This is a genomic window from Candidatus Deferrimicrobiaceae bacterium (genome assembly GCA_036504035.1).
GTDB lineage: Bacteria > Desulfobacterota > Deferrimicrobia > Deferrimicrobiales > Deferrimicrobiaceae > JANXPS01.
On record DASXVV010000011.1, the window covers coordinates 160,286 to 183,281 of the forward strand.

23 protein-coding genes are annotated in these 22,996 nt (G+C 66.5%); 7 read left to right on the plus strand and 16 right to left on the minus strand.

The features are described 5' to 3' along the window. Window positions 1-59 precede the first annotated feature (59 nt). From VGK27_09790 to VGK27_09815, 6 genes are read right to left on the minus strand one after another with little or no spacing between them, the layout of a single operon-like run. Window positions 60-230 carry a 4Fe-4S binding protein gene (locus VGK27_09790; GenBank protein ID HEY3490394.1) on the minus strand — a complete coding sequence of 57 codons (171 nt, stop codon included), beginning with the start codon at window positions 228-230 and terminating at the stop codon, window positions 60-62. 29 nt (window positions 231-259) lie between these two features. After that, window positions 260-478, minus strand: coding sequence for a NifU family protein (locus VGK27_09795; protein HEY3490395.1), 219 nt, complete (start codon window positions 476-478; stop codon window positions 260-262). A 43-nt stretch (window positions 479-521) separates the two neighbouring features. Then, window positions 522-1,055, minus strand: coding sequence for a hypothetical protein (locus tag VGK27_09800; GenBank protein ID HEY3490396.1), 534 nt, complete (start codon window positions 1,053-1,055; stop codon window positions 522-524). 1 nt (window position 1,056) lies between these two features. Continuing rightward, on the minus strand, window positions 1,057-3,144 hold the full coding sequence (locus VGK27_09805) for a hypothetical protein (GenBank protein HEY3490397.1): 2,088 nt from the start codon (window positions 3,142-3,144) through the stop codon (window positions 1,057-1,059). 6 nt (window positions 3,145-3,150) lie between these two features. Beyond that, window positions 3,151-4,950 carry a long-chain fatty acid--CoA ligase gene (locus VGK27_09810; protein HEY3490398.1) on the minus strand — a complete coding sequence of 600 codons (1,800 nt, stop codon included), beginning with the start codon at window positions 4,948-4,950 and terminating at the stop codon, window positions 3,151-3,153. 34 nt (window positions 4,951-4,984) lie between these two features. After that, window positions 4,985-5,770 carry a choice-of-anchor X domain-containing protein gene (locus VGK27_09815; GenBank protein HEY3490399.1) on the minus strand — a complete coding sequence of 262 codons (786 nt, stop codon included), beginning with the start codon at window positions 5,768-5,770 and terminating at the stop codon, window positions 4,985-4,987. Between the two features lie 154 nt (window positions 5,771-5,924). Here VGK27_09815 and VGK27_09820 point away from each other — a divergent pair, with 154 nt between their 5' ends. Next, window positions 5,925-6,869, plus strand: coding sequence for a hypothetical protein (locus VGK27_09820; GenBank protein HEY3490400.1), 945 nt, complete (start codon window positions 5,925-5,927; stop codon window positions 6,867-6,869). Here VGK27_09820 and VGK27_09825 read toward each other — a convergent pair. Continuing rightward, the gene (locus VGK27_09825) at window positions 6,866-8,128 is read right to left on the minus strand and encodes a CBS domain-containing protein (GenBank protein HEY3490401.1); all 1,263 of its coding nucleotides are present in this window, start codon (window positions 8,126-8,128) and stop codon (window positions 6,866-6,868) included. The genes VGK27_09820 and VGK27_09825 overlap by 4 nt on opposite strands. Before the next feature lie 43 nt (window positions 8,129-8,171). On the opposite strand from VGK27_09825, the gene VGK27_09830 reads away from it, so the two are divergent. After that, window positions 8,172-8,621, plus strand: a complete 450-nt coding sequence (locus tag VGK27_09830; protein ID HEY3490402.1) for a hypothetical protein — start codon at window positions 8,172-8,174, stop codon at window positions 8,619-8,621. Here the strand turns inward: VGK27_09830 and VGK27_09835 are convergent. The 3 genes from VGK27_09835 to VGK27_09845 form a co-directional block, all read right to left on the minus strand. Next, window positions 8,618-9,661 carry a hypothetical protein gene (locus tag VGK27_09835; GenBank protein ID HEY3490403.1) on the minus strand — a complete coding sequence of 348 codons (1,044 nt, stop codon included), beginning with the start codon at window positions 9,659-9,661 and terminating at the stop codon, window positions 8,618-8,620. The genes VGK27_09830 and VGK27_09835 overlap by 4 nt on opposite strands. A gap of 1,024 nt (window positions 9,662-10,685) precedes the next feature. Continuing rightward, a complete protein-coding gene (locus VGK27_09840; GenBank protein HEY3490404.1) occupies window positions 10,686-11,618 on the minus strand; it encodes a hypothetical protein in 933 nt (310 codons plus the stop codon). Next, entirely contained in the window at window positions 11,618-12,199 is a 582-nt protein-coding gene (locus VGK27_09845) for a D-sedoheptulose 7-phosphate isomerase (protein ID HEY3490405.1), read from the minus strand. The genes VGK27_09840 and VGK27_09845 overlap by 1 nt, the downstream gene beginning before the upstream one ends. A gap of 164 nt (window positions 12,200-12,363) precedes the next feature. On the opposite strand from VGK27_09845, the gene VGK27_09850 reads away from it, so the two are divergent. Genes VGK27_09850 through VGK27_09860 form a run of 3 tightly spaced genes read left to right on the plus strand, consistent with a single transcriptional unit; the run spans window position 12,364 to window position 13,699 of the window. Then, window positions 12,364-12,762, plus strand: a complete 399-nt coding sequence (locus VGK27_09850; protein HEY3490406.1) for a CoA-binding protein — start codon at window positions 12,364-12,366, stop codon at window positions 12,760-12,762. Between the two features lie 56 nt (window positions 12,763-12,818). After that, window positions 12,819-13,145: a thioredoxin gene (gene trxA, locus VGK27_09855; GenBank protein HEY3490407.1), complete on the plus strand. Its 327-nt coding sequence runs from the start codon at window positions 12,819-12,821 to the stop codon at window positions 13,143-13,145. Then, window positions 13,142-13,699, plus strand: a complete 558-nt coding sequence (locus tag VGK27_09860) for a hypothetical protein (protein HEY3490408.1) — start codon at window positions 13,142-13,144, stop codon at window positions 13,697-13,699. Before trxA ends, VGK27_09860 begins: the two co-directional genes overlap by 4 nt. Window positions 13,700-13,711: 12 nt before the next feature. Here VGK27_09860 and rodA read toward each other — a convergent pair whose 3' ends face one another. Genes rodA through VGK27_09885 form a run of 5 tightly spaced genes read right to left on the minus strand, consistent with a single transcriptional unit; the run spans window position 13,712 to window position 19,166 of the window. Next, window positions 13,712-14,845, minus strand: coding sequence for a rod shape-determining protein RodA (rodA, locus tag VGK27_09865; GenBank protein ID HEY3490409.1), 1,134 nt, complete (start codon window positions 14,843-14,845; stop codon window positions 13,712-13,714). Window positions 14,846-14,858: 13 nt separating this feature from the next. Next, window positions 14,859-16,754 (minus strand): penicillin-binding protein 2, encoded by a 1,896-nt coding sequence (gene mrdA, locus VGK27_09870; GenBank protein ID HEY3490410.1) that lies wholly within the window; start codon window positions 16,752-16,754, stop codon window positions 14,859-14,861. After that, window positions 16,751-17,236 carry a hypothetical protein gene (locus tag VGK27_09875; GenBank protein HEY3490411.1) on the minus strand — a complete coding sequence of 162 codons (486 nt, stop codon included), beginning with the start codon at window positions 17,234-17,236 and terminating at the stop codon, window positions 16,751-16,753. The genes mrdA and VGK27_09875 overlap by 4 nt, the downstream gene beginning before the upstream one ends. Then, entirely contained in the window at window positions 17,233-18,075 is an 843-nt protein-coding gene (mreC, locus tag VGK27_09880; protein HEY3490412.1) for a rod shape-determining protein MreC, read from the minus strand. Before mreC ends, VGK27_09875 begins: the two co-directional genes overlap by 4 nt. Before the next feature lie 47 nt (window positions 18,076-18,122). Further along, complete coding sequence (locus VGK27_09885) at window positions 18,123-19,166, minus strand: rod shape-determining protein (protein HEY3490413.1); 1,044 nt, start codon at window positions 19,164-19,166, stop codon at window positions 18,123-18,125. A 194-nt stretch (window positions 19,167-19,360) separates the two neighbouring features. On the opposite strand from VGK27_09885, the gene VGK27_09890 reads away from it, so the two are divergent. Both VGK27_09890 and VGK27_09895 read left to right on the plus strand, forming a co-directional pair. Next, window positions 19,361-21,235: a SurA N-terminal domain-containing protein gene (locus VGK27_09890; protein ID HEY3490414.1), complete on the plus strand. Its 1,875-nt coding sequence runs from the start codon at window positions 19,361-19,363 to the stop codon at window positions 21,233-21,235. A 15-nt stretch (window positions 21,236-21,250) separates the two neighbouring features. Beyond that, window positions 21,251-22,351 (plus strand): thermonuclease family protein, encoded by a 1,101-nt coding sequence (locus tag VGK27_09895; GenBank protein HEY3490415.1) that lies wholly within the window; start codon window positions 21,251-21,253, stop codon window positions 22,349-22,351. Window positions 22,352-22,361: 10 nt separating this feature from the next. Here the strand turns inward: VGK27_09895 and VGK27_09900 are convergent, their stop codons facing one another. Next, complete coding sequence (locus VGK27_09900) at window positions 22,362-22,934, minus strand: zinc-ribbon domain-containing protein (protein ID HEY3490416.1); 573 nt, start codon at window positions 22,932-22,934, stop codon at window positions 22,362-22,364. Between the last annotated feature and the right edge of the window lie 62 nt (window positions 22,935-22,996).

Here is a 22,996-nt window from a genome sequence, read left to right on the forward strand (position 1 = left end):
CCCAGGGGGCATGACCCGTCGGCGAACGCCGCCGACCTTTTCCCGTTTCGGTATCCGCGTTACGCCGGGACGCAGGCACCGGTCGGGCAGACACCCGCGCAGGCGCCGCAATCGGTGCACGTCGCCGCGTCGATCTTGTAGATCGGGTCGCCTTCCGAGATGCACTGGACAGGGCATTCGGGCGCGCACGCGCCGCAAGCGATGCATTCTTCGGTGATCTTGTAAGCCATTTCCTTTCCCCCTTCTTCCTTGTGTTTGATTAGACCTGTTCAACCCGCTCGACCGCGGGGATCTCCCGCTTGAGCGTGGCTTCGATGCCGCCCTTGAGTGTCATGGTCGCCATCGGGCAACCGCCGCACGCGCCGGTCAGGCGCACTTTCACGACGCCCCCTTCGACGTCGACAAGTTCGACATCGCCACCGTCGGCCTGCAGAGCCGGGCGGATTTTATCGAGCACTTTCTGGACTTCGGCCTTCATGAGAGATACCTCCGGCAGGATTAGTTACTATTATACCATCGCACTACTGGAAATGACGACGGACCAGGTCGAACACGCGCGTCATGTCCCGGTCGGACACGAGGCAGTAGAACAGGGCGTCGCGCTTCCAGAGGACGAAAGAGACGCCCTCGCGCACTCCCGAGAGAAAGAACGCGCCCGGGAAGGGGGACGGCGGGGTCGCGAGCCCCTGCCCGAGTGTCCCACCCTGCGACACGACCAGCAGCAGGAACGCCTCGTTGTCGGCCAGGAACCGGACGGCAGCGGCCTTGCGCGCGCCCGTCTTTTCAGAGGAGACGACCGCGTAAGCGAACACGGCATCGCGCGGCAGGACGACCCGCCGGCCGATGATGGCCGAAGCCCGGTTGACGGCGGCCTCGGCGTCGACGGCGGCCGTTGCGGGCATCGGCTGCAGGCGCCAGTCATGGAACAGCCGGCCGGCCTCACGCGTCAGGACATCGGCTTGACGCACGCTCGTATCCTTCGCGAACCGCCAGCCGAACAGCAGGACCATGACGGTCAGGAGCAGCAGGACGACAGCGAGCCGTGGCTTCATCATCTCAATCCACCCATTCGATCACTTCGATTCCCAGTTCGCGAAGCATGGCGCGTGTAGCGGCATGCTGCCTTCCCTTGACGACGATCAGCGCCCGCGCGGAACGAGACTCGAGCAAACGCTTCGACGTGATGAACGTACCGCTGACGTGGAGCTCGAAACCGGCGCCTGACCCCCCGGCCAGAAGATACCTTCGGCGTTCCTCGTACGGATGCCCGGCAAGCTTCAAAAGTCGCAAAAGGATTATCTTGCCCGATTCTCCCTTGCCCAGCGGAAACACCCGATAACCGGCGCTCTTGACGAGCGAGCGGATCGCGGGCGACATCTGCCCCAGGTCGGCGATGTAGCGGACGCCATCCACCGTGAACCCGCGCTCGGGACGAACCGTCAGGCGGAACGCGTCGTTCTTGCCGGAAACCCGGATCGTCGGGTCGACCTCGGACGGGATCGACAGCAGCGACAGCGCCGCATCGAGCGCCGGGAGGGCGCCCGACGGCAACCGCCGAGGCTCGGGCGCTTCGAGCTTCCGCTCGGTCAACCCGGCCATGAAGCCCTCGCGGGTCGCGGTATCCCACGCGACGGGCAGGACCCGGATGCCGAGGCGCCCCGCGTAGGTCAGCACGGCATCGAGGCCGGCCGACATCTTCTCGGGCACTTCCTTGAGCAGCGTGACATCGCCGGCCTCGAGCGCCTGGCGCGTCCGGAAGAGCTGCCAGCGCGACGGCAAGGTGACCGAGACCGACTCGCCGATGACCAGCGGGCGGCTCGTCCCTTCCTTGACGGAAGCGTAGCCGGACGCGGCGAGCAGCCGGTCGATCCTCTCTTCAGGCCCCGAAGCGGAGTCCAGCGCCACGATGCCGTAGTCTTTCCAGGTGCCGGAGACCAGCGTCCGGACATCGGAAGGCAGCGATCCGTGGAAATCGATCAGGGCGCTGCGGCCGGTACCGAAGCGCACGACGGGGAAATCGGCCAGATTGACCACCACCTCCCCGCCTTTCTCCATGGGGAGGTAGAGCGTGCCGCGGTCGATCCACTTCTCGCCGAGCGCCGCCGCCACATCGGCCAGCAAGCCGCGATAGGGCGGGCGCTCGGGGCGCGTCGCCGCCGGCGGAATCTTCTCGGAGGGGGCGGTCACGGACGAGACGGGCGGCTCCTCGGTTGCGGCAGCCTTCGGCCAGGCCTCCAGCTGCGCCTCCGGCTTCGCGACGGGGATCTCGGGCTCTTCGGCCGCCTGGGCCGCCTCCCGGGTCAATGCCGCGACAGGGGGCTCGGCCGGTGACGGTGGCTCCGGGGAAACGGGGGCGGGCGGCGCCTCGGCCGTCGACGCCGGGGGATTCGAAGCCGCCTGCCCGGGTGCGGTGGTCGCGGCGGGCGACGGCGCGGCCGCGGGTTCGGGGGCAGGCGTGGCCTCGGGGGCAGGCGCGGGCTCGGAGGCAGCGACCGGCGGGGGCGGAGCCTCGACCAGCTTCGGCTCCGGGACGTCGCCGGCGGTCCCCGCAACCTCCTTCGGAGGAAGGGCCTCGGTCGGCTTGAAGTACCCCTCGGTCGGAAGGTAGATCGTCTTGCCCGCCATGATCTTGTCGACGTTGCGGATCGCCGGATTGAGCGCCTTGACGGCACCGAGGTATTTGGCCATTTCCGGGCGGGCGACGCCGCGCGCCCGAAGGATCCGGGTCAGCGACTGCCCCTTCGCCACGCGATGGGCGACCGCCTTGCCGTCGCGGACGCCCGCGTCCGGGGCGCCGGATGAAAGAGGAACCTGAAGCCGCTGTCCCGGAACCAGTTTGTCGGGGTCGGTGATCGCGGGATTGATCCGACGGAATTCCCGAAGCTGATCGGCGTACTGGTCGGGCGTCAGCGCTCCCCGTCCGGTGAGGATCTTCCAGAGCGTGTCGCCCTCCCCTACCGTGCGAGTCTCGTAGAAGACCCGCCTTCCCGTCTCGGTCGCGGAGGAATAGACCTTCTTCTCGAGAAAGATCTTCGGGCGCGCGTCGTCTTCCTGCGCCGGGCACGCCGCAGCGGCCAGCAGGCAGCAAGCTGCTGCCAGCCACGCCCCCCTGCCCGCCGGTCTCCGGTTTCGGGTCCTGCTCAACTCGGGTCAGTCCTTTTCGTAGAGGGCGTCGAGCATCGCCCCGAATTTTTCGATCATGATCCTGCGCTTGATCTTGAGCGTGGGCGTCAGTTCCCCGGCCTCCTGGCTGAAGTCCCGCCCCAGCAGGATGAACTTCTTGACCTGTTCGAACGTCGCAAGCTGACGGTTCACCCCGTCGATCCGTTGCCGGAAGAGCGCCTGCACCTCGGGAAGCGCAACCAGCGACTCGAGCTCGCGTTCTGCGATGCCCTGCTGCGCCGCCCAGTCGCGCAGCTCGTCCGGAGACGGGGTCAGGATGGCCGTGAGGTATTTCCTGCGGTCGCCGTAGACGAACGCCTGGCTGACGTACGGGTCGTTCTTGAGCAGGTTCTCGATGTTCTGGGGGGCGATGTTCTTCCCGCCCGACGTCACGATGATGTCCTTCTTGCGGTCGGTCACGCGCAGGAACCCCTCGGCGTCCATCGTCCCGATGTCGCCCGAGTGCAGCCACCCCTCGGCGTCGATCGCTTCCCGGGTCGCCGCGGGATCGTCCAGGTACTCCTTGAAGACGTGAGGTCCCCGGATGAGGATCTCGCCGTCGGGCGCGATCTTCAGCTCGGTTCCCGGCATCGCCTTCCCGACGGTGCCGAACTTGAAATGCTCGACCCGGTTGACCGAGGCGACCGAGCAGTTCTCTGTCATGCCGTAGCCTTCGAGGATCAGGACGCCCATCGCGTGGAAGAATTCGGCGATCTCTGGGGAGAGCGGGGCCCCGCCCGAGACGAAGAACGACAGCCGGCCCCCGAGCCGCGCTCTCAGCTTCCGGAAGACGAGCCGGTCGGCGATGAAGAGCCGGAACGCCGCGGTCCCCGCCACTATTTCCCCGCGCTGCCTTCGCCTGGAGGCGTCCCGCCCCGCGGCGAGGGCCCACCGGAACAACGCCCGCTTGAGGGGCCCGGCCTCGGAGACTCTCGACAGCACCTTCGCGTAGAACTTCTCGTAGAGCCGCGGGACGCTGACCATGATGTCGGGCCGGATGAGGGGGAGGTCTTCGGCCACGGTCTGGATGCTCCGGGCGAACGCCGAGACGATCATGACGTCGAATGAGAGCACGTGCTCGAGCCTGCCGAGCGTGTGCGCGAGCGGCAGGAAGTGGAGCATGGTCTGGCCCTTGCGCAGGACGGGCACCGCCTCCCGGCAGGACGCCGAGAGAAACGCGTAGTTGCGGTGACGCGAGACGACCCCCTTGGGGGGGCCGGTGGTGCCGGAAGTGTAGGTGATCGTCAGGTCGTCGTCGGGGGTGATCTCTTCGGTGCGGGCCTCGAACGCGCCCGGATGGGCGGCATCCCATTCATGCCCGGCCTCCCGAAGCGCGGCGATCCCCATCGTCGACGCCTTGCCTTCGGCGCTCCCGGTCAGCATCACGATCCGGGTGAGCGACGGCAGGCGCGGCAGCCCGCCCTGCACCTTGTTCCACTGCTCCTCGTCCTCGACGAACAGCAGGTGCGCCCGGCAATGCGCGAGGATGAACTCGACCTGGTCCGGGAGGTTGGACGGGTAGATCGGCGCCGTGACGAAGCCGCCGAACACCGCGCCGATGTCGGCCATGACCCACTCGTAGCGCGTCGAGCACAGGATGGAGACGCGGTCCCCGCGGGAAAGGCCGAGCGACATCAGGCCGCAGGCGACCTCGCGGCCGGCGCGGCCGACCTCGGCGTAGGTCACCGGGCGCCATGCGCCGCCGGCCTCGGGGACCAGGTAGCGGACGGTCTCGCCTCCCTCCCGGATCCGGTCGAGGAAGATCCGGTTGAGGGCCTGCTCCTTCATGCCCGGCGACCGATCCGTGGCGGACGGGCGCAGTCTATTCGTACTCCACGGCCAGGGTGACGGTATTGCTGCGCCGCCCGGTCCCGTCGACGAGCCAGCCCGTGTAGACCCGGCGCTCCTTCTTGTCGTTCGTGGCCTCTTCCATCAGCGTGTAGGTGCCGTCATGCGCCGTGCGGTCGCCGTGGCTGCCGTCGTCGTAGAGGATGTTGGTCCCGAACGTGATCGCCTTGGTGTCGACGTTGCGGAAGGTGTAGTAGAGCAGGACCGAATCGCCCAGCGTGCTCTTCCGGCCCTTGATCCGGAACTCGGCGGCCTTGATCTCGAGGCGCCCCTGCTCGCCCCTCTTGAGGTGAGTCGGGTACCAGACGATCTGGGCCAGGATGTCGGAGTCGAAGTGGCAGTTGAGGCAGAGCGCCTTGCCGATGAAGCGCTTCTTGCGGTTGATGCCGTGCCCTTCCATCACGTCGTGGCAGGTGATGCAGGTGATCTTGCCGTCCTTGTCGAGCGGGAGCTCCTCGGGCGATTTCATGTCGGGGGCGACGGCGATCTTGACCGGGTGCATATGGCTGTAGGCCTCGTGGCAGGAGCTGCACATCGCCACGATGTCGCCGCCGAACTTCAACTTGGCGTCGCGACGGACTCCCGCCCTCACCTGCCCGGGCGCGGTCGTATGGCAGACGAGGCACGCTTTCGGATCGTTTTTCTTGTTGTGGGGGTTCTCGACCTTGCTCTTTGCCATCGCTCCGGGAGCGGCGGCCAGCAGGAGAGCTCCTCCCATGAGCAGAATCCCCCCCCGCTTCAGGCATTTCATGACGTGCATCGGACTTCCTCCTGTGAATGCGCCACGCCCCTCCCATCGAACGGGGGTAAGTGCCGCCCTTTTTCCTGTTTATTTTCAACTTTATAAAAAAGCCGGTCGAAAGTAAAATGGTTATCTTTGGTCCGCCGCCAACCCCCTGGAGGATACCGCCGTAATGATTCGCAAACATGTCAGGACACTCTTCGTACCGATCGCGCTGTCGCTCGCCGCATCCGGCTGCTTCGTCGCCACCTCCCGGTTCGAGGAGAAGGTCGCCGAGTCCGATACGCTCCGCGATGCGCTTGCCTCCGCCAACAAGGACAAGAATGCGCTTTCGAGCCAGAACGAGGCGCTCCAGAAACAGTTGGGCGACACGAAGGAGACGGCCGACAGCTGTGCCGTAAAATCCAAGGGGCAGGAAGCCGAACTCGCCCGCCTCACGGGCGAGTTGTCCGTCGCCAAGAAAAGCTACGAAGGAACGCGCATCACCCGCGAAGAGCTGATCACCGAACTGATGGAAAAGGAAAAGGCCACCGGGAAGCGGATCCAGGATCTGTCGGCCCGGGCGCAATCCTGCGAAGCCGAGGGCGACCGCCTGCGCAAGGAGATCGAGCGCATCACACGCGACATCGCCGCCCGCGACACGGAGATCGGCGACCTGAAGGCAAAGCTCGAGAAATCCATGGGCGACGAAGGGCTGAGGCGCGAACGCGACACGCTGCTCGGACGCGTCGAGCGGCTGACCGAGGATCGCAAGGCCGAGGAAAAAAGGCGGGATGTCCGCTTCGAGGCGTCGCTCGCCCGCATCAAGGAGGCGGCGCCTTCCGCAACGGGCAGCGCCTCGGGCCCCCTGCTCCGGGTCGTCCTCCCCGAAAAAGGGATGTTCAAGGGAAACGGCCAGGGGTTGTCGGACGCAGCCGCCGCGGTCGCCGCGGACGCGGCCGCCGCGCTGGTCGAATTCCCCGGGGCGCGGCTCGTCGTCAACGCGGTTCCCGACGGGAAAGCCATGAAGGCGCTGGTCGCGGCGATCGTCGACGGCACGAAGGTGACGGCCGATCGGGTCCTGGCCGGCGGGCGCGACAAGGATTCCGGCGCAGAGCTGCTGCTGATCGTCCCCTAGCGGGGGATCTTTTCGAAGCGAAGGCGGCGGATTCGGAATCGCTCGGTCTCGACCACCGTCACCCGGTAATCGCCCGCCCGGAAAGCCACGGCGCCTTCGGGCACGTCCTGCAGGCAGTCGAGGGCGAACCCGCCGGCCGTCTCATAGGCAGCGCTCATCGGAATGTCGATCTCGAATTCTTCGCGCAATATCCGAACCGGCGTCGCCGCCGGGACCGACAGCGACCCGTCGTTTTCCCACTCCGGCAGCTCGTCCGCCGCATCCCCCTCGGAAAGCCGTCCCAGGATCTGCTCGATTACGTCGTAGAGCGTGATGACGCCGCAAAGTTTGCCGTGCTCGTCGATCACCACCGCCAGGTGCGACCGGCTGCGCTGGAACTGGTGGAACAGGTCGGCCACCTTCATCGAATCGGGCACGTAGACCGGCCGGTCGACCAGCCGCTCCCACCCCCCCGCCGCTTCCTTCCGGAACAGGTTCTGCGTCTGCAGGACACCCACGACCGCCTCGCCGTCCGCCGAAAGCACGGGGTAGCGCGAGAACCCGGTGGCGCCGATCACACCGTCGACCTCGCTGCGCGACATGCCGCTGCGCAGGAAGGCAGCGTCGGATCGCGCCGTCATCAGCTCGGCCACGGTGGTTTCACCGAACCGGAGCACGCCCTCGATCATCCGCTCCTCGACCGGGTCGATGGTCCCGTGCTCGGCGCCTTCCTCGATCACGTCGAGGATTCCCTCCTCGGATCCGAACCGGATGTCCATCAGTCCCTCGGGGGAATACTCGTCCCCGAACAGCCAGCGGCCCAGCCGGTCGATCGCGCGCCCGACGGCGCCGGCGACCCGGATCGCCCGGAGAACCCCCGCGCCCCCGCGCCGAATGGCCCGCCACGGGTTCCGCATCACGCCGTGCGTAGCGAGGTGCTCCAGCAGGAACAGGAGCAGGAGCCAGGCGAGCGCCCAGCCGAGCGCCACTCCCAAGCCGGGCCAGCCGGGCAGAGATTGCCGGAAGGCAATCGCCGCGGCGCCCGCGCTGAGCGCCGAGCAGGCCTTGAGAAGCGTCGCCGTCGCCCACAATCCGAAGGGATGGCGATACGTCGGATCGCGGATCGCAGCGAGCAGCCTCGCCGCCGGCGGCTCGTCCGCACCCGCCTCCTCGAGGCCGTCCTCTCCCAGGATCAGCAACGCCGTCCGCAGCGCGGTGAGCGCCGTCGCGCCCGCCGCGAGCAGCAGCGACGCCGGTAACGCTATCCATTCCGTTCCCATAGATGTTAAATATAACTGATTACCGGATGGGAGGGGTACGAGGATGCCGCCAGTCGACGTGTTCATCGGGGAACGGGGTGGAGACCACCTCCGGATCCGCGTGCTGTCCCGGACCGAGCAGGTGATGCGTGACTACTGGGACGAGAACTGGCTGGTCACCGCCGTCTCCGTCAACGTGGGCGGGTGGAAGGGGAAGAACGACAAGGCCTATTTCCGCACCGAGGAACTTGCGCGCCTTCGGGCCAAGGTCGCGCTGATCGCGGAAGGGAAGTTGCTCGATGCCGAGTTCGCGCCGATGGAACCGCACCTGCGCTTCAGGATGCAGGCCGATGAGGGGGGCGGATTGGTTTCCATCTCGGGGTCGGCGATCGACCGGCTCGAAGACGGCAACGCGCTCACCTTCCGGATGTCGATGCCCTTTGCCACGCTTTCCAAGCTGGCCGCGCAGCTGGCCGATGTCGAGCGGGCCTATCCCACGATCGGGAAAGCTTAAAGACCTTCGATCCGGGGACCGGCCGACAACCTGAACGGATACAGCTCGCAGCCCGCCCCTTCCAACAGCGCCTCGACCGCCTTCCGCTCGCCGGGATCGCGCAGCAGGCCGAAGATCATTCCTCCTCCCCCCGCGCCGCAAAGCTTGGCCCCCGACACGCGTTCGACGAAAGCGGGCAAAGCGAACAGCCGGTCGACCAGCGGGATGGAGACGCCGCGCGCAAGTGTCCGCCGCACGGCCCACTCCCGTGCCACCGCCTCGCCCGCCGCGGTTGCATCGCCGCTCCGGACCGCGTGCCAGGCATCGTGCCCCGCCTCGGAAATCGCCTCGAACTTCCGGAGAAGCTTTGCGTCGCCGCCGATCGCTCCCTTGATCATCCGCCAGTTGACGCCCGCCGAATGGTGCGCCTTGCCCGTGCTCGCCAGAAAGCCGTGGCGCGCAAGCAGCCGCCCCGCCTTCCCGTCGTGCGCAAGCCGGTCCGCCTCGACGACCCCGGGGAGGAAGCGGATACCCTGGATGCCGCCCCGCAGCGCTGCGATGTGGTCCTGCCTTCCCGCGAGGTTGCGCAGGTGGGCGGCCTCGATCTCCATCGCGATCCGGGACAGCTCCGCCCATGGACGCTCGCGCCCCTCGAGCCGCTCCATCGCCAGCATGGCGGCGACCAGGAGCGCCGACGAGGCGCCCAGGCCGGACCCGATCGGCGCTTCGTTTCGCAGGCGGATCGTGAGGCCTCGGAACGGGGGGAAGGAGCGGAGCGCGCGGGCGAACAACCCGAGCTGCCCGTCTATGGCAAAACCGTGCGTATCCGGCGCCGACGCCTCGCAATGGTAGTTATCGGAAAGGAGACGCGCTCCCCCCTTTCCGGGTGAGATCGTCACGCGGCTGGTCACGTCGATCGCGGCATTGACGGTCAGCGCCTCGGGAACGAGCAGGTAGAGCGGAAAGATATCTAGCGTTCCGCCGGCCAGATCGACGCGATTCGGCACGACGACGGAATACGGTGGAAGATCGGGCGACAGGATTTCAGGGCGGATCGGCATCGGGACTCCATCGGATTTCGGTCATCGTATCCGTTCTTCTTAACACGGCCGGCCGGCTATGTCATCGGGTTCCCGTCGGGGGTGATCGTCCTGAAGCCGGGGGAATGCGCGGAGTTCTGACAACCCTGATATCTGTGGCGGCAGGATCGGACGGGTTCCCGGCTTCGCGCGCCCCGCGAGGGTACTTTCCTCCGGGTACGTCTTGCTCGGCCATCCATGGCCTCCCTGTGCCTCGGGTCCACCTTGCGCTGCCATCCCTGGCAGCCAAGACCGCAAGGTTGACATGCCCCATCGGAACGCACCCATCGCGGTGCGGTTACGCCGGGGTGAGCATTCCGCGCGACTCATGTCCGGGAGATCTTTCCCGCAACCTTCCTTCGCCGCCCATCCATGGGCGACTCTTTGCCGTACCCCTCGCTCCCGACATCGTGTCTTCGCGAGGGGAACATGGCCGCCTGAGCGGTAAAGCTTCCCGAATACTCAAACCTCAGTGCGGAATGCCGTGAGGACGACGAAGCGCAAGATATCGTCCGGGAACCTCGTTTGCCGTGCTTCGCCCAGGAATTTAGCCGTTCGGATTACCGGTTCATCCGGCGGCCATATGGCCCTCGCGAAGCCTGGACGGCGAGAGCGAGGGACATGGCAGATCGCTTGACATGGATGCCAAGCGATCGAAGGTTGCGAATCGGAAATCCGGACGGCGTGTTGCGCGGAGCACGCTGCCCGGCGTGAGGCGGAACGGGGCGTCCCCGAAGGGAGGCGTGTCCCCCCGAGCGGTTTGAGGCGCCAGGGATGGCGCCGCGAGCGGGGGCCCGAGGCGCAACCAGAGGATGGATGCTCCGGCAAGCCGTCCTCCCGTAGGGGATGTCCCGGTACGCCGTCAAGCCGGGGATCGGCGGTTCCCCCCAAGTCGCCGGGTCCGCGCGGAGCCGAGCACCCGCGCGGGGCGAGCGAAGCCGGGAGCCCTCGCGTGGGGGTGGCCGGGGGGCCACCGGCCGAGCCGGCGGTCGGCCTGGCTGTGGAACTACCAGAGGCGCTCGGCGATCGCGGAGAGGAACAGCGGGAAGAGAATCTCGTGGGGGCCGACCATGTGGTAGCCCTTGCCCGTGGGCGCCACGGGGCGGGAGACCACGTTGACGTCGGGCCGGTATTGGCGGATGAAGTCGAAGTTGGCGGTGGTCATCCCCTCGAGCGGGTGCCCCAGGTTGCGCGCAACCGAGACCGCCTTGAGGAACACCTCGGGCAGGATCACGGCGGAACCGACGTTGAGGTAGACGCCGCGGTCGAGTCCGCAGACGAGCTCGCAGAAAGTGCGGAAGTCGCGCAGCGACGCTTCGCCCATCACGGCGCCGTCGGCTTCGGGATGCATGTGGATGATGTCCGTGCCGATCGAGACGTGGCAGGTGACCGGCACGCCGAGCCGCCACGCGGCTGCCAGGAGGCTTTTCCCCCGGTGGGGCGCCTTCGACTCCGCGATGGCCCGGCCGACCGAGGCGCCGAAGCCCAAGCCGTCGCGCACGCCTTCGGCCAGCGCCGCGTGGACGAACTGCGCCGTCTCCTTCGCCATCCCGAACGAACCGTCGCGCAATTGCTCGCCGACGTCCTCGGACGTCTTTCCCGCCAGCGCCAGCTCGGTCTCGTGGATGACGCCCGCCCCGTTCATGGCGATGCAGTCGAACAATCCGTGCTCGAGCGCCTGGATCAACAACGGAGACAGCCCCACCTTGATGAAGTGGGCGCCGATCCCCAGCAACACCGGCCGCTTTTTCTTCTTCGCCCGGACGACCGCGTCGACCAGCGCGCGCAGGTCGCTCGCCGCAAGATAGCCGGGCAGGCCATCGAGGAACTGCGCGAACGTGGCGCCCTTGCGGACGGGGGCCGCGAACCCCTTGAACGAGACCTTGCTCTTCCGGGCGGCGAGCGACGTGCGGCGAAGGCGGTTCAGATCCAGGGTCATCATCCCCTCCGTGCGTCGGGAAACAGGATGAGGTCGACCAGCTCGCAGACGATGTGCAGGATCGCGATGTGCCCCTCCTGGATGCGCGGCGTGAAGGACGAGGGCACGGCGAGCGCGACGTCGGCGCCGATCGCCATCGCCCCGCCCTCGCGCGTCAGCGCGATCGTCTTCATCCCGATCGCCTTCGCCGCCGCGAACGCCGCGACCACGTTGCGCGAGGAACCGCTCGTGCTGATGCCGAGCGCGACGTCGCCCGGCTTCCCGAGCGCCCGCACCTGCTTGGAAAACAGCTCGTCGAAGCTGTAGTCGTTCGCGATGCTCGTGACCACCGAGCTGTCGGTAGTGAGCGCGATCGCCGCCAGCGGCGGCCGCTCGACGAGGAAGCGGTTCACGAACTCGGCCGCGACGTGCTGCGCGTCTGCCGCGCTGCCGCCGTTTCCGAACAGCAGCAACTTGTTCCCGGCACGGATCGCATCGGCGATCGTGCGCGCCGCCTCCTCGATCTCGGCCGCCATAGTATCGGCCATTCGCTGTTTGAGATCGGCCCCGTCCCGCAGCGCCTTGACGATCGTTTCCCGCATCGGTACCCCCCGGATTCGTGTGGGAAACGATATCGCCCGTCCCCCCGTGGTGTCAAGGACGCCGGGAATCGGCGTCCGCGCGGTTCCGGCCGCGCCTTCCCATGATTTCGGAACCGATGTAGCATGGACGGCATCTATTATCGATATCAACGGGAGGGAGAGCCATGAAAGCGCAGATCGACGCCATCCTCGACTCGGTCAAGACGATTGCGGTCGTCGGCATCTCCAGCCGTCCCGAACGCCCGAGTAACCACGTCGCGGAATATCTCCAGCGGGCGGGCTATCGGATCTATCCGGTCAACCCCGCCCTGACCGAGGTGCTCGGCGAGAAATGCCGGCCGTCACTCGAGTCGATCCCCGAGCCGGTCGACCTGGTCGACGTCTTTCGCCGGTCGGAAGACGTCCTTCCGATCGCCGAGGAGGCCATCCGGAAGGGCGTGCGCTTTTTCTGGATGCAGGAAGGCGTGATCAACGAAGAGGCGAAACGGCTGCTCGAAGCGAACGGCGTGGGCGTCGTGATGGATCGCTGCATGCTCAAGGAACTCTCGGCGCGCGGCCGATAAGACCCGTCAGTCATTCCCGGGCGCTGGCCGCCCGGGCAAAAATACCGGAGGGAACCATGGCAGAGAACATCCTCGAACTGAACAACACGAACTTCAAGACGACCATCGAAAGCGGCGACACGCCGGTCGTGGTCGACTTCTGGGCCCCCTGGTGCGGCCCTTGCCGGACGATCGCCCCGCTCCTGGCCGAGATCGCCACCGAGCTCGCAGGCAAGGTGCGGATCGCCAAGGTCAACGTCGACGAAAGCCCCGAGATCGCTTCGCAGTACGGCGTGAGGGGCATCCCGACGATGATCCTGTTCAAGGACGGCCAGATCAAGGGGCAGCTCGTCGGCGTCACCCCGAAGGCCAACATCGTCTCGATGATCCAGAAAAACTTTTGAGGAATTCCCTCCGTATCGGGACGGCGGCGCTCGCTTGCGCCGCCGTCCTCGCATCGATCGGCGGCTGCGCGAGCCGGCGGCTGGCGGAAGGGACCGTCCCCTTCCCGGCCAAGAACCCGGTCTTGGCCGATGCCGCGGGGCGGCCGCTCAACGATCTGCCCGCGTCGAAGGAGCCGCTGCGGCTCATCCTGCTCGACTTCCCCTGGTGCCCCCCCTGCTCCGACGCCTGGGCATCGATCGCTGCGGTCTCGAAGACGGTCCCGGCCGGCAAGGTGCGCGTCTACCGGGTGCTGTTCGACCGGGAAAAGCTCGAGACGGCGCGCGGGGCGTCCGAAACGCCGCCGTTGCTGCCGCCGCCCGCGCTCCCCGCGCTCGCGTTTCCCGTCACCACGGTAACCGCACTGACGGCCCCGTTCCTGGAGCGGTACAAGATCGACCGGGCGCCGGTCCTCCTGCTGGCCGACGCGTCGGGACGGGTACTCAAGCGTTGGATCGGCTACAGCCCCGCTCTGACCGAATCGCTTAGGTCGGAGATCGCCGCGCGCCTGAAATAGCCTTCCCTTTTATCACCCGCCGACCGTCTCCGATCCCCCCTGCCCCTGGAAGGTATAGCGCGTCCTCGCGACGTTCGCGATGATGCCGAGCGCCATCATGTTGGTCATCATCGACGAGCCGCCGTAGCTGACGAACGGAAGCGGAATGCCGACGACCGGGAAGAGCCCGCAGACCATCGCCAGGTTGATCGCGATGTGCGCCAGAAAATAGACCGTCATGCCGCCGCAGACGAACGACGCAAAGCGGTCCTGCGAACGCGCAGCCAGGTGGAAGCCCCTGTAGACCAGCAGCCCGAAAAGCGCGAGGAGGACGATCGCGCCCAGGAAGCCCCATTCCTCGGCGAACACGGCGAAGGCGAAGTCGGTGTGCTGCTCGGGGAGGAAGCGGAGCGAACCTTGCGTCCCGTGGAGGTACCCCTTCCCCAGGAAGCCGCCGGAGCCCACGGCGATCTGCGACTGGATGACGTGGTATCCCGCCCCCAGCGGATCACGCTCGGGATCGAGGAAGGTGAGCACGCGCTGCTTCTGGTAGTCCTTCATGACGAACCAGAGCGCGGGAACGGCCAGGGCGGCCAGGGCGGTCAGCGACAGCAGCACCCGGAGGCGGACGCCCGCGACGACCATCATCCCGGCCAGGATGATGAGGAAAATGCCGGCGGTGCCCAGGTCGGGCTGCAGCGCCACGAGTGCGAAAGGGACGAGGGCGATCCCCACCGCGGGCAGCATCTCGACGAAGCCGATTCCGGCGTAGCCGTACCTGTCGGCGAAGAACCTGGAAAACACGAGGACGAGGGCGATCTTCGCGAACTCGGAGGGCTGGAAGTTGAAGCCACCGATGGCGATCCAGCGCTGCGCCCCCATGCGGGCGCTTCCGGCCAGGAGCACCAGCGCGAGGCACGCGAGGATGAAATAGAAGAACAGGTTCGCGATCTGCTCGACGAAGCCGTCGCCGGACAGGTAGAACAGGAAGAAGACGAAGATGCCCATGCCGATCCAGACGAGCTGCCGGGCGAACAGCGGCAGGCCCGGCGTGTTGTAGATGCGCGTGCCGCTATAGACGTTGATGAGCCCGATCCCGCACAGCAGCAGGGCGATCAGGAAAAGCGGCCAGTCGAGCCGCGACATCTTTCCGCGTGTTCCGTGCATCGCCCTTCTCCTCCTACCTTTTTACGGGCGGCTTGCCCGAAGGCGCCGTCTTCCCGGCCGCAGCCGCGTTGTCGGGAGCGCCGGGCGGCGACTGCCGGAAGAATTCCTGCAGGACCGCCTTGACGATCGGCGCCGCCGCGGAGCCGCCGTGCCCCCCGTGCTCGAGCATCGCGACGACGGCGATCTGCGGGTCGTCGACCGGGGCGATGGCGACGAACCAGGCGTGGTCGCGCAGATTGTACGGCAGGTCGTCGGTCTTGACCCGCTCGCCCTTCATCTGGACCACCTGCGCCGTCCCGGTCTTGCCGCCGACGGCGATGTCGGGCATCTTCGCGATGCCCGCCGTCCCGAAATCGTTGACCACCCCCCAGAGGGCATGGCGGATGAATTCCGCGTTCTCGGCCTTCCAGCCCAGGTCGCGAAGCTTCTCGGGCCGGTGCTCGGATACGCCGCCGTCCATCCGGACCGTCTTCGTGACCACGCGCGGCCGCATGACCCGACCGCCGCTCCCGAGCGTCGCGTAACCTTCGAGCATCTCGAGCGGCGTGACGTGGATCAGCCCTTGCCCGATCCCCAGCAAAACGCTCTCGTAATCGAACCATTTTTCCTTCCGCGCGGTCATCTTCCACTCTTCGTCGGGAACGAGCCCCTTCTTCTCCCGCGGCAGATCGATTCCTGTAATGGTTCCGAGGCCGGCGCCCCGCTCGACCTTCGCGACGGGGCCGGGCCCCAGCTTCCGGCCCAACTGGTAGAAATAGACGTCGCACGACTGCGTGATGGCCCGGTACATGTCGATCGAACCGTGTCCCTTGGGCTTCCAGCACCGGAATGTCCGGTTGCCGAGCCGGTAGGAGCCGTTGCAGACCGCCGATTCCTTCGGGCCCTGGATGCCCGATTCGAGCGCCGCCATCGCGATGAAGGGCTTGACCGTCGAGCCCGGCGCGTAGGTACCCTGGAGCCCCTTGTTCTGCATCGGATTGCGGGTATCGGTTGCCAGCGCCTGCCACTCGGCTTTGCGTATCCCCCGGGAAAAGACGTTGGGATCGAAGCCGGGGGCCGATACGAAGGCGTAGACGTCGCCCGTTTTCGGGCTCATCGCGATCACCGCCCCCGCCCGGTCGCCGATCGCTTCGAACGCGGCTTTCTGGATGTCGATGTCGAGCGTGGTGTAGAGCGTCCCGCCGGTCTGCGGCGGCACCTCGTCGACCAACCGCCGGTCTCGACCGGCCGCGTCGACCTCGACCCTGCGCCCGCCGTTGACGCCGCGCAGCACGTTGTCGGCGAGTTGCTCAAGGCCGTATTTGCCGATGATGTCGCCCAGTTCGAGGCTCCCGTCGGCCGATTTCTCGAGGTCGGTGTCGCTCACCTCGCCGACATAGCCCAGGACATGCGCGAACGCCTCGCCGTACGGGTAGCTGCGCTTCGCCTCGATCAGGATGGAAAAACCGGGGAGCGCCTCGCGGTTGTACTCGACGACCGAGACCTGCTCGTAGGTCAAGTCGCGCATGACGTTGATACTGCTGAAAGGGCTGCTCTTCTTGGCGGCGCGGATCTTCTCTGCGATGACGTCGAGCTCTTCGGGATCGAAACTGACGATCTCGTCGAGCAGCCGAAGCTCGCCGGCCAGATCGTTTACGTCGACGGGGGAACAGATGAGGTCGAACGAGGCCTGCGTCTCGGCGATCGGACGCCCTTTGCGGTCGAGGATCAGGCCGCGCGGCGCGCGGATCGTCCGGATCCGGAGGCGGTTGTTCTCGGAAAGCGTCTGGTACTTGTCGTATTGGGCGACCTGCAGCCAGTAGACGCGCCCGACCAGCAGGACGAAAACGGCCAGGGAGAACCATGCCAGGAAGCGGATGCGGCCGACGATCAGCGGATCGTGCTCGCGCTTCCGGATCGACTCGCTCATTCCTCCACCTGACGCCAGCGCAGGGAGAGGTACATGTAGGCGGGGACGGCGACCAGCCCGGTCCAGGCGATGCGAACCGCTTCCTCGGCGAACCAGAGCGGCGCGAAGGGATGCGCGCCGGTGAACGCGAGGAGGATCACGACCGAGAGAGATTCGGCCGCGAGCATCCCGACCACAGTGGCGAGAATGAACGGCTCGGCGCGCAGAAACAGGCGGCAGCCGATCTCACGCGTGAAGAAGTAGACGGCGAGCGAGGACAGCAGGAAGGTGAGCGGCGGCGCCGACATCGTGGTCTCGCGGAACAGGGCGGTCAGCAGCGCCGCGAGGAATCCGGCGGGCCCGGTGATGAACAGCCCGGCATAGACGATCGCCAGGAATCCGAAATCGGGAAGCAGGAACCAGGGAACGAAGCCGGAAAGGCACCAGACATTGAGGGCGATCCCTGCGTAGGCGATCAAGACAAGCCCGAGGGCCGATCTCAAGGGCTGTCGCCCCGGAACGGAATCGTGGGCCGCGCCAGCACGACCAGCAGCTCTTCGACCGACTGGTAATGCACCGCGCTCTGCACCTTGACCTTCTGGAAAAGCCCTTCCTTGGGCTTGTCGACGGAGACCACCGCCCCCAGCAGCGTTCCCTTGGGCATGCTCCCGTCGAAGCCCGAGAACAGCACGCGGTCACCGACCGCGACATCGGCCAGCGGCGAGACGTACTTGAGCCGGCAGAAGCTGCCGCCCATCCCTTCGGCCACGGCCCGCACGCGGCTGCGCTCGACGATGACGTCGGCGGCGAAACGGCCGTCGGTGGCCAGCAGCACCTCGGACAGGTTGCGCCAGGTCTTGTGGATCCGGCCGATCCCGCCACCCGGCGTGGTCACCGCCATGCCGGGCTCGACCCCCGAGACGGAACCCGCGTCGATGTAGACCGCCTGGAACCAGGGAGAAACGTCATGGCCGACGACCCGGGCGCCCATCGTCGGCTTCTCGGCCATCGGGGCGAACTGGAGCAACTCGCGCAACCGCCGGTTTTCGAGCAGCGCGTCGCGGCTTTCCTGAAGACGGGCCCTGAGCTCGACGGTCTCCTTGCGGAGGCGGTCGTTCTCTTCGGAGACCCCGATCAGCGCCAGGTAGCGGTACCAGAACCCGGTGACATTTTCACGGAGGAAATCGGCGACCTTGTAGACCGGCTGGAACACCGCGGCGCCGAACCCGCGCAAGGGGTCGGACGCCGCGAGCAGCACCGGGGGCCGGACGAAGCACTGGATGGCGCCCGCCAGCAGCACGGCTGCGACCAGCGGACGCCCCCATTTACGGAAGATATTCATCTCGATGCGGCCGGAGCGCGCCCCTCGGGCGACGGGCCCTTAGGATGTCAGCCCAGGGCGACCTGCCGCAGCAGGTCGAGCTCGTCGAGCGCCTTGCCCGAGCCGAGGACGACGCAGGAAAGCGGGTCTTCGGCCACGGAGACGGGGAGACCGGTTTCTTCGCGCAGCAGCGCGTCGAGGTTGCGCAGCAATGCCCCGCCCCCGGCGAGCACGATGCCGCGCTCGTAGATGTCGCCGGCGAGCTCGGGCGGCGTCCGCTCGAAGACGCCCTTGACCGCATCGACGATGACGCGGACGGGTTCGGAAAGCGCTTCGCGCACTTCGTCGGCGTGCAGGATGAGCGCCTTGGGCACGCCGGAAACGAGGTCGAGTCCCTTGACCTCGATCGAATCGCCCCCCTCGGAGAACTTGTACCCGGGGAAGGCGTTGCCGATCTTGACCTTGATGAGCTCGGCCGTCGGTTCGCCGATCATCAGGTTGTATTTGCGCTTGACGTACTGCAGGATCGCCTCGTCCATCTTGTCGCCTGCGACGCGGACCGACTGGCTGTTGACGATGCCGCCCAGCGAAACGACGGCCACCTCGGTCGTGCCGCCGCCGATGTCGACGATCATGTTGCCCGACGGCTCGGTGATGGGCATGCCGGCGCCGATGGCGGCCGCCAGCGGCTCTTCGATGAGGTAGACCTCGCGGGCTCCGGCGCTTTGGGCGGATTCGCGGACGGCCCGGCGCTCGACCTCGGTGCAGCCGTAGGGGACGCAGATGATGATCCGGGGGCGAACCAGTGCGCGATGCTTGTGCGCCTTGCGGATGAAGTAGCGGAGCATGGCCTCGGTGACGCCGAAGTCGGCGATGACGCCGTCCTTGATCGGGCGGATGGCGACGATATTGCCGGGCGTGCGCCCGATCATCCGCTTGGCCTCGATGCCGACCGCGAGAACCTTCTTGGCGCCACGGCTGTCGCTCTGGACGGCGACGCAGGACGGCTCGGAGCAGATGATCCCCTCGCCTTTGACGTAGACGAGCGTCGTCGCGGTGCCGAGATCGATGGCGAGATCGTTCGAAAACAGGCCGAGCAGCCGGTCGAAAATCATATATCCCCCCAGGGAATTCGTTGAAGATGACGGTTTGAATGGTAGTCACTTATAATATCAAGCCCCCTGCTGCAATGCAATTCCCGTCCGCCATGCGACGGAATATCGTTGAATCGTGCGGCCTCCCGAATTAGCATAGAGTGTTCTCGACCGAACCATCATCCTCATCTGATAAAGGGGTACGCACTGCCATGCTCGACGTCCTCCGCCGGAACGCCGGCTCCTGGGTCATCAAGGTCATCCTCGGATTCATCGCGCTCACCTTCGTTTCCTGGGGCGTCTTCGTCGGCTTCTCCGACCAGACGCAAAGCGCCGCCGCGACCGTCGGAAAAGAAAAGATCTCGATGGCCGCGCTCGACCAGGCGGCCAACGCCATCGAAAAGAGCTACCGCGACGTCTACGGGCCGGCCTTCACGCCCGAGATGCAGAAGGCGCTCCGGATCAAGGATCAGGCGCTCGACTCCCTGATCCAGAAAGCGCTGCTGCTCGAAGACGCCCGCAAGATGGGGCTGACCGCCTCCGACACCGAGGTCCAGCGGGAAATCGCCGCTACCCCCTCCTTCCAGGAAGACGGCCAGTTCCGCGAAGACCGATATCGCAGCCTGCTCACCTACAACCGGATCTCCCCGTCCGAATACGAAGAGCAGAAACGGGAAGAGATCACGCTGCGCAAGTTCGAGGGGCTGTTCCATGCCGCGGGGCGCATTCCCGAGTCCGAAGGCCGCGACCGCTTCGAGACGCTGAACCGCAAGATCAGGCTCCTGGTAGCAGTCGCCGATCCCTCCGCCTTGCGGAACGTGCCCCCGCCCACCGAAAGCGAGATCGGCGCCCGGTACGCGACCGACAAGGAGCAGTTCCGGATTCCCGCCCGGGTGAAGCTGCTGGTCGCCCGTTTCGAGCCGGCCCGGTTCGGGGGCGATGCCGCCCCGCCGGAAGCCGAGATCCGGAAGTTTTACGAAGCCAACACCGACAAGTTCCGCACCGATGAAGAGCGGTTCGTATCCCGGATCGTGCTCCCCTACACGGCGAAGACCAAGGATAACGCTCAAAAGAAGGCCGCAGGGATGCTCGCCGAGGCAGGCAAGAGCAAGAGCGCATTCGACGCGCTGGCGAAGAAATCGGGCGGCAAGTCGGGAGAGCTCACGCTCAAGCGCAAGGGATCCGGCCCGGCTTCGGTTGTCGAAGCCGTCTTCGGGGGCCAGGTCGACTCGGTCGTCGGCCCGATCGATGCGGGCGACAGCATCCAGATCGTTCGCATCAACCGCATCAAGTTTCCGGAACCGCTTCCGCTCGCCCAGGTCCACGACCAGGTCGTCGCACTGCTTCGCACCGAAAAGGGGAAGGACGTGGTCGTGGTCAAAGCGTACGAGGCGCGCGGCAAGGCCACCACGTCCAAGGACCTGAAGGCCGTTGCGACCGGCTACGGCATCCCGACTGCGGAGACCGGCTGGCTGGGCGACAAGGAGACGGGCGGGCTTCCTCCCGCCGTCGTTCAGGAAGCGCTCATGCAACCGCTCCACGAGGTCGGACCGGTCAAGAGCGTCGGCGACGTCCACTACCTGTTCCAGGTCGCGGCCAAGGAAGACTCCCGGGTGCCGGCCCTTGCCGAGTTGCGCGACCGCCTGTCGGCGCTCGTGACCGCCGACAAGCGGCATGTCGCGGCAGTCGCGGCCGCCCGCAAGGTCGCTTCCGGCGCGAAATCGGCTGCCGACCTCGAACGGATCGCAAAGGCCGAGGGGCTCTCCGTCTCCACGACGCCCTTCTTCACACCCCTGTCCGGAACGCTCCCCGAAATGCTCAAGGGAATCCCTGCCAAGGACCGCAAGTCGCTGGCCATGCTCACCCCGAAATCTCCCGTAGTTTCCGGAGCGATCGAGGCGGGCGCTCGCACCATGGCCGTCGCCTTCATCGACGAACAGCCTGCCGACCCCAACGAATGGGCATCACGGAAAGAAGCATTTCTCCGCGACCTCGAGGAGAAGCGGCGCACCGAGCTTCTCGAAGCCTACGTCACGGCCCGCTACAAAGACGCGAAGGTCAAGAAAAACCCCGATGCCCTGAAGTAATCGATGCAGGGGGCCATGTCGGCACACCTCGTTCCCTCTCCGCCCGCCGGGGCCTCGCGCCCCGGCGGGCATTTTCTTTTCCGCCTCGGCAGCGCCCTCTTCCTGGTTCTCTTCCTGGCGCCGGCGCCGTTGCACGCCGCGCAAGCGATCGAAAAGGCCAAGGTCATCGAGATCGTCGACGGCGACACGATCCGTGTCCTCCCACCTGCCGGGAAGATCGAGACCGTACGCCTGGTCGGCATCGACACTCCCGAACGCAGCCACCCGTCCAAGCCGAAGGAATTCTTCGCCGACGAAGCGACGGAGGCGCTTTCCGCGCTCTGCCAAGGGAAACCGGTCCTGCTCGAGAAAGACATCGAGGAGCAGGACAAGTACGGTCGTCTCCTGCGCTACGTCTATTCGGAGGACGGCCGTTTCCTGATCAATCTGGAGCTGGTCCGGAAGGGCATGGCGCGCGTCTACCGGCGCTTCTTCTTCTCTCGTCAGGCCGAGTTCGACGCGGTCGAAGCCGAAGCGCGTCGCGAAGGGATAGGCCTTTGGCAAGATGGGGGTCTCCGCGAGCTGCGGTGGGTCGACCGGAACGGCCACACGCCGGCGACGGTGTGGCCCCTGGGCGGGGGAAAGTACGGACTCGTGCATGGGGGGATGGGCAAACCCGGGATCGAGGGCGGGGAGCTTCCCGGGGAGATCGGCCGGCTCTTCCGGCTCCGGTCCGAACTGTCCGATGCCGAGTTCGCGACAGAGGCGGAGAAGGCGGGATTCAGGACGATGGGGGAGGAATCCTCTCGTGCGGGAGGCGAGACGCCCGGTCGGCAGCTCTCCCCGGGCATCATCCCATGGGACCACGCCGACGAATACGACGGCAAGACCATCACTGTCGAGGGAACCGTCGTGCGCGCCAAGCGCAGTCGAAAGACGGTCTTCCTCAACTTCCACGGGAACTGGAAACGGTACGTGACGATCGTGCTGTTCACGGCCAAGCTGCCGGGGCTGCCCGATTCGCCGGAGACGTATTACGTCGGCAAGACGGTTCGGGTACGCGGCACGGTCAAGCGGTTCAAGGATCGCCCCGAGATCGTCGTCGAGAGCGCTTCGGAGCTCAAGACGATCCCCTGAAAACCGGGATTCAGATCGCGCGCGTTCCTTCGCTGATCGTCTTCAGGAACAAAGGGATCGAGATCGCAGCGATGATGCCCGCGATCGCAAGGATCGTCAGGACGACCCCCACCCATATCACCCATCGGTTGACGCCGCCCATCTGCGCGAGCACCCGGGGCAGGTCTCCCTCGGGCGTCACGGCCCGGACGCGGCCGATCTGCGCACTCGCGTGCCGATAGTAAAGGTAGTTCCCCGCCACCCCCACCGCGATCCAGGCAACGAGCCCGACGACGGGAATGCAGGAAGCCACGAATGCCAGCAGCGCCCACAGATACATCTTCCGATAGAGGAACCACCAGGTGGTGAACAAGAACGCGTTCCAGTTCCAGGTCGGGACGAACGCTTCGACGCGCCCCACCTGGAAGCTCCGGAACTTCCCCAGGTAATACCCCGATTGGTCGCCCACGAAGCAGACGACATCGGCCTCGGCCGGGAATGGTGCCCCGCCCCCCTCTACGGGATCGGCGATCGTGGAAGCGCCGCAACCGTCGCAGAACAGCGCACCGGGCCGGATCTCCCTGCCGCAGGACGAACAGTACATGGCGCCTCCTGGAATTGCGTGATCGGGATCAGTCTACCCGGTGCGCCCTGCCGGGCGCACAA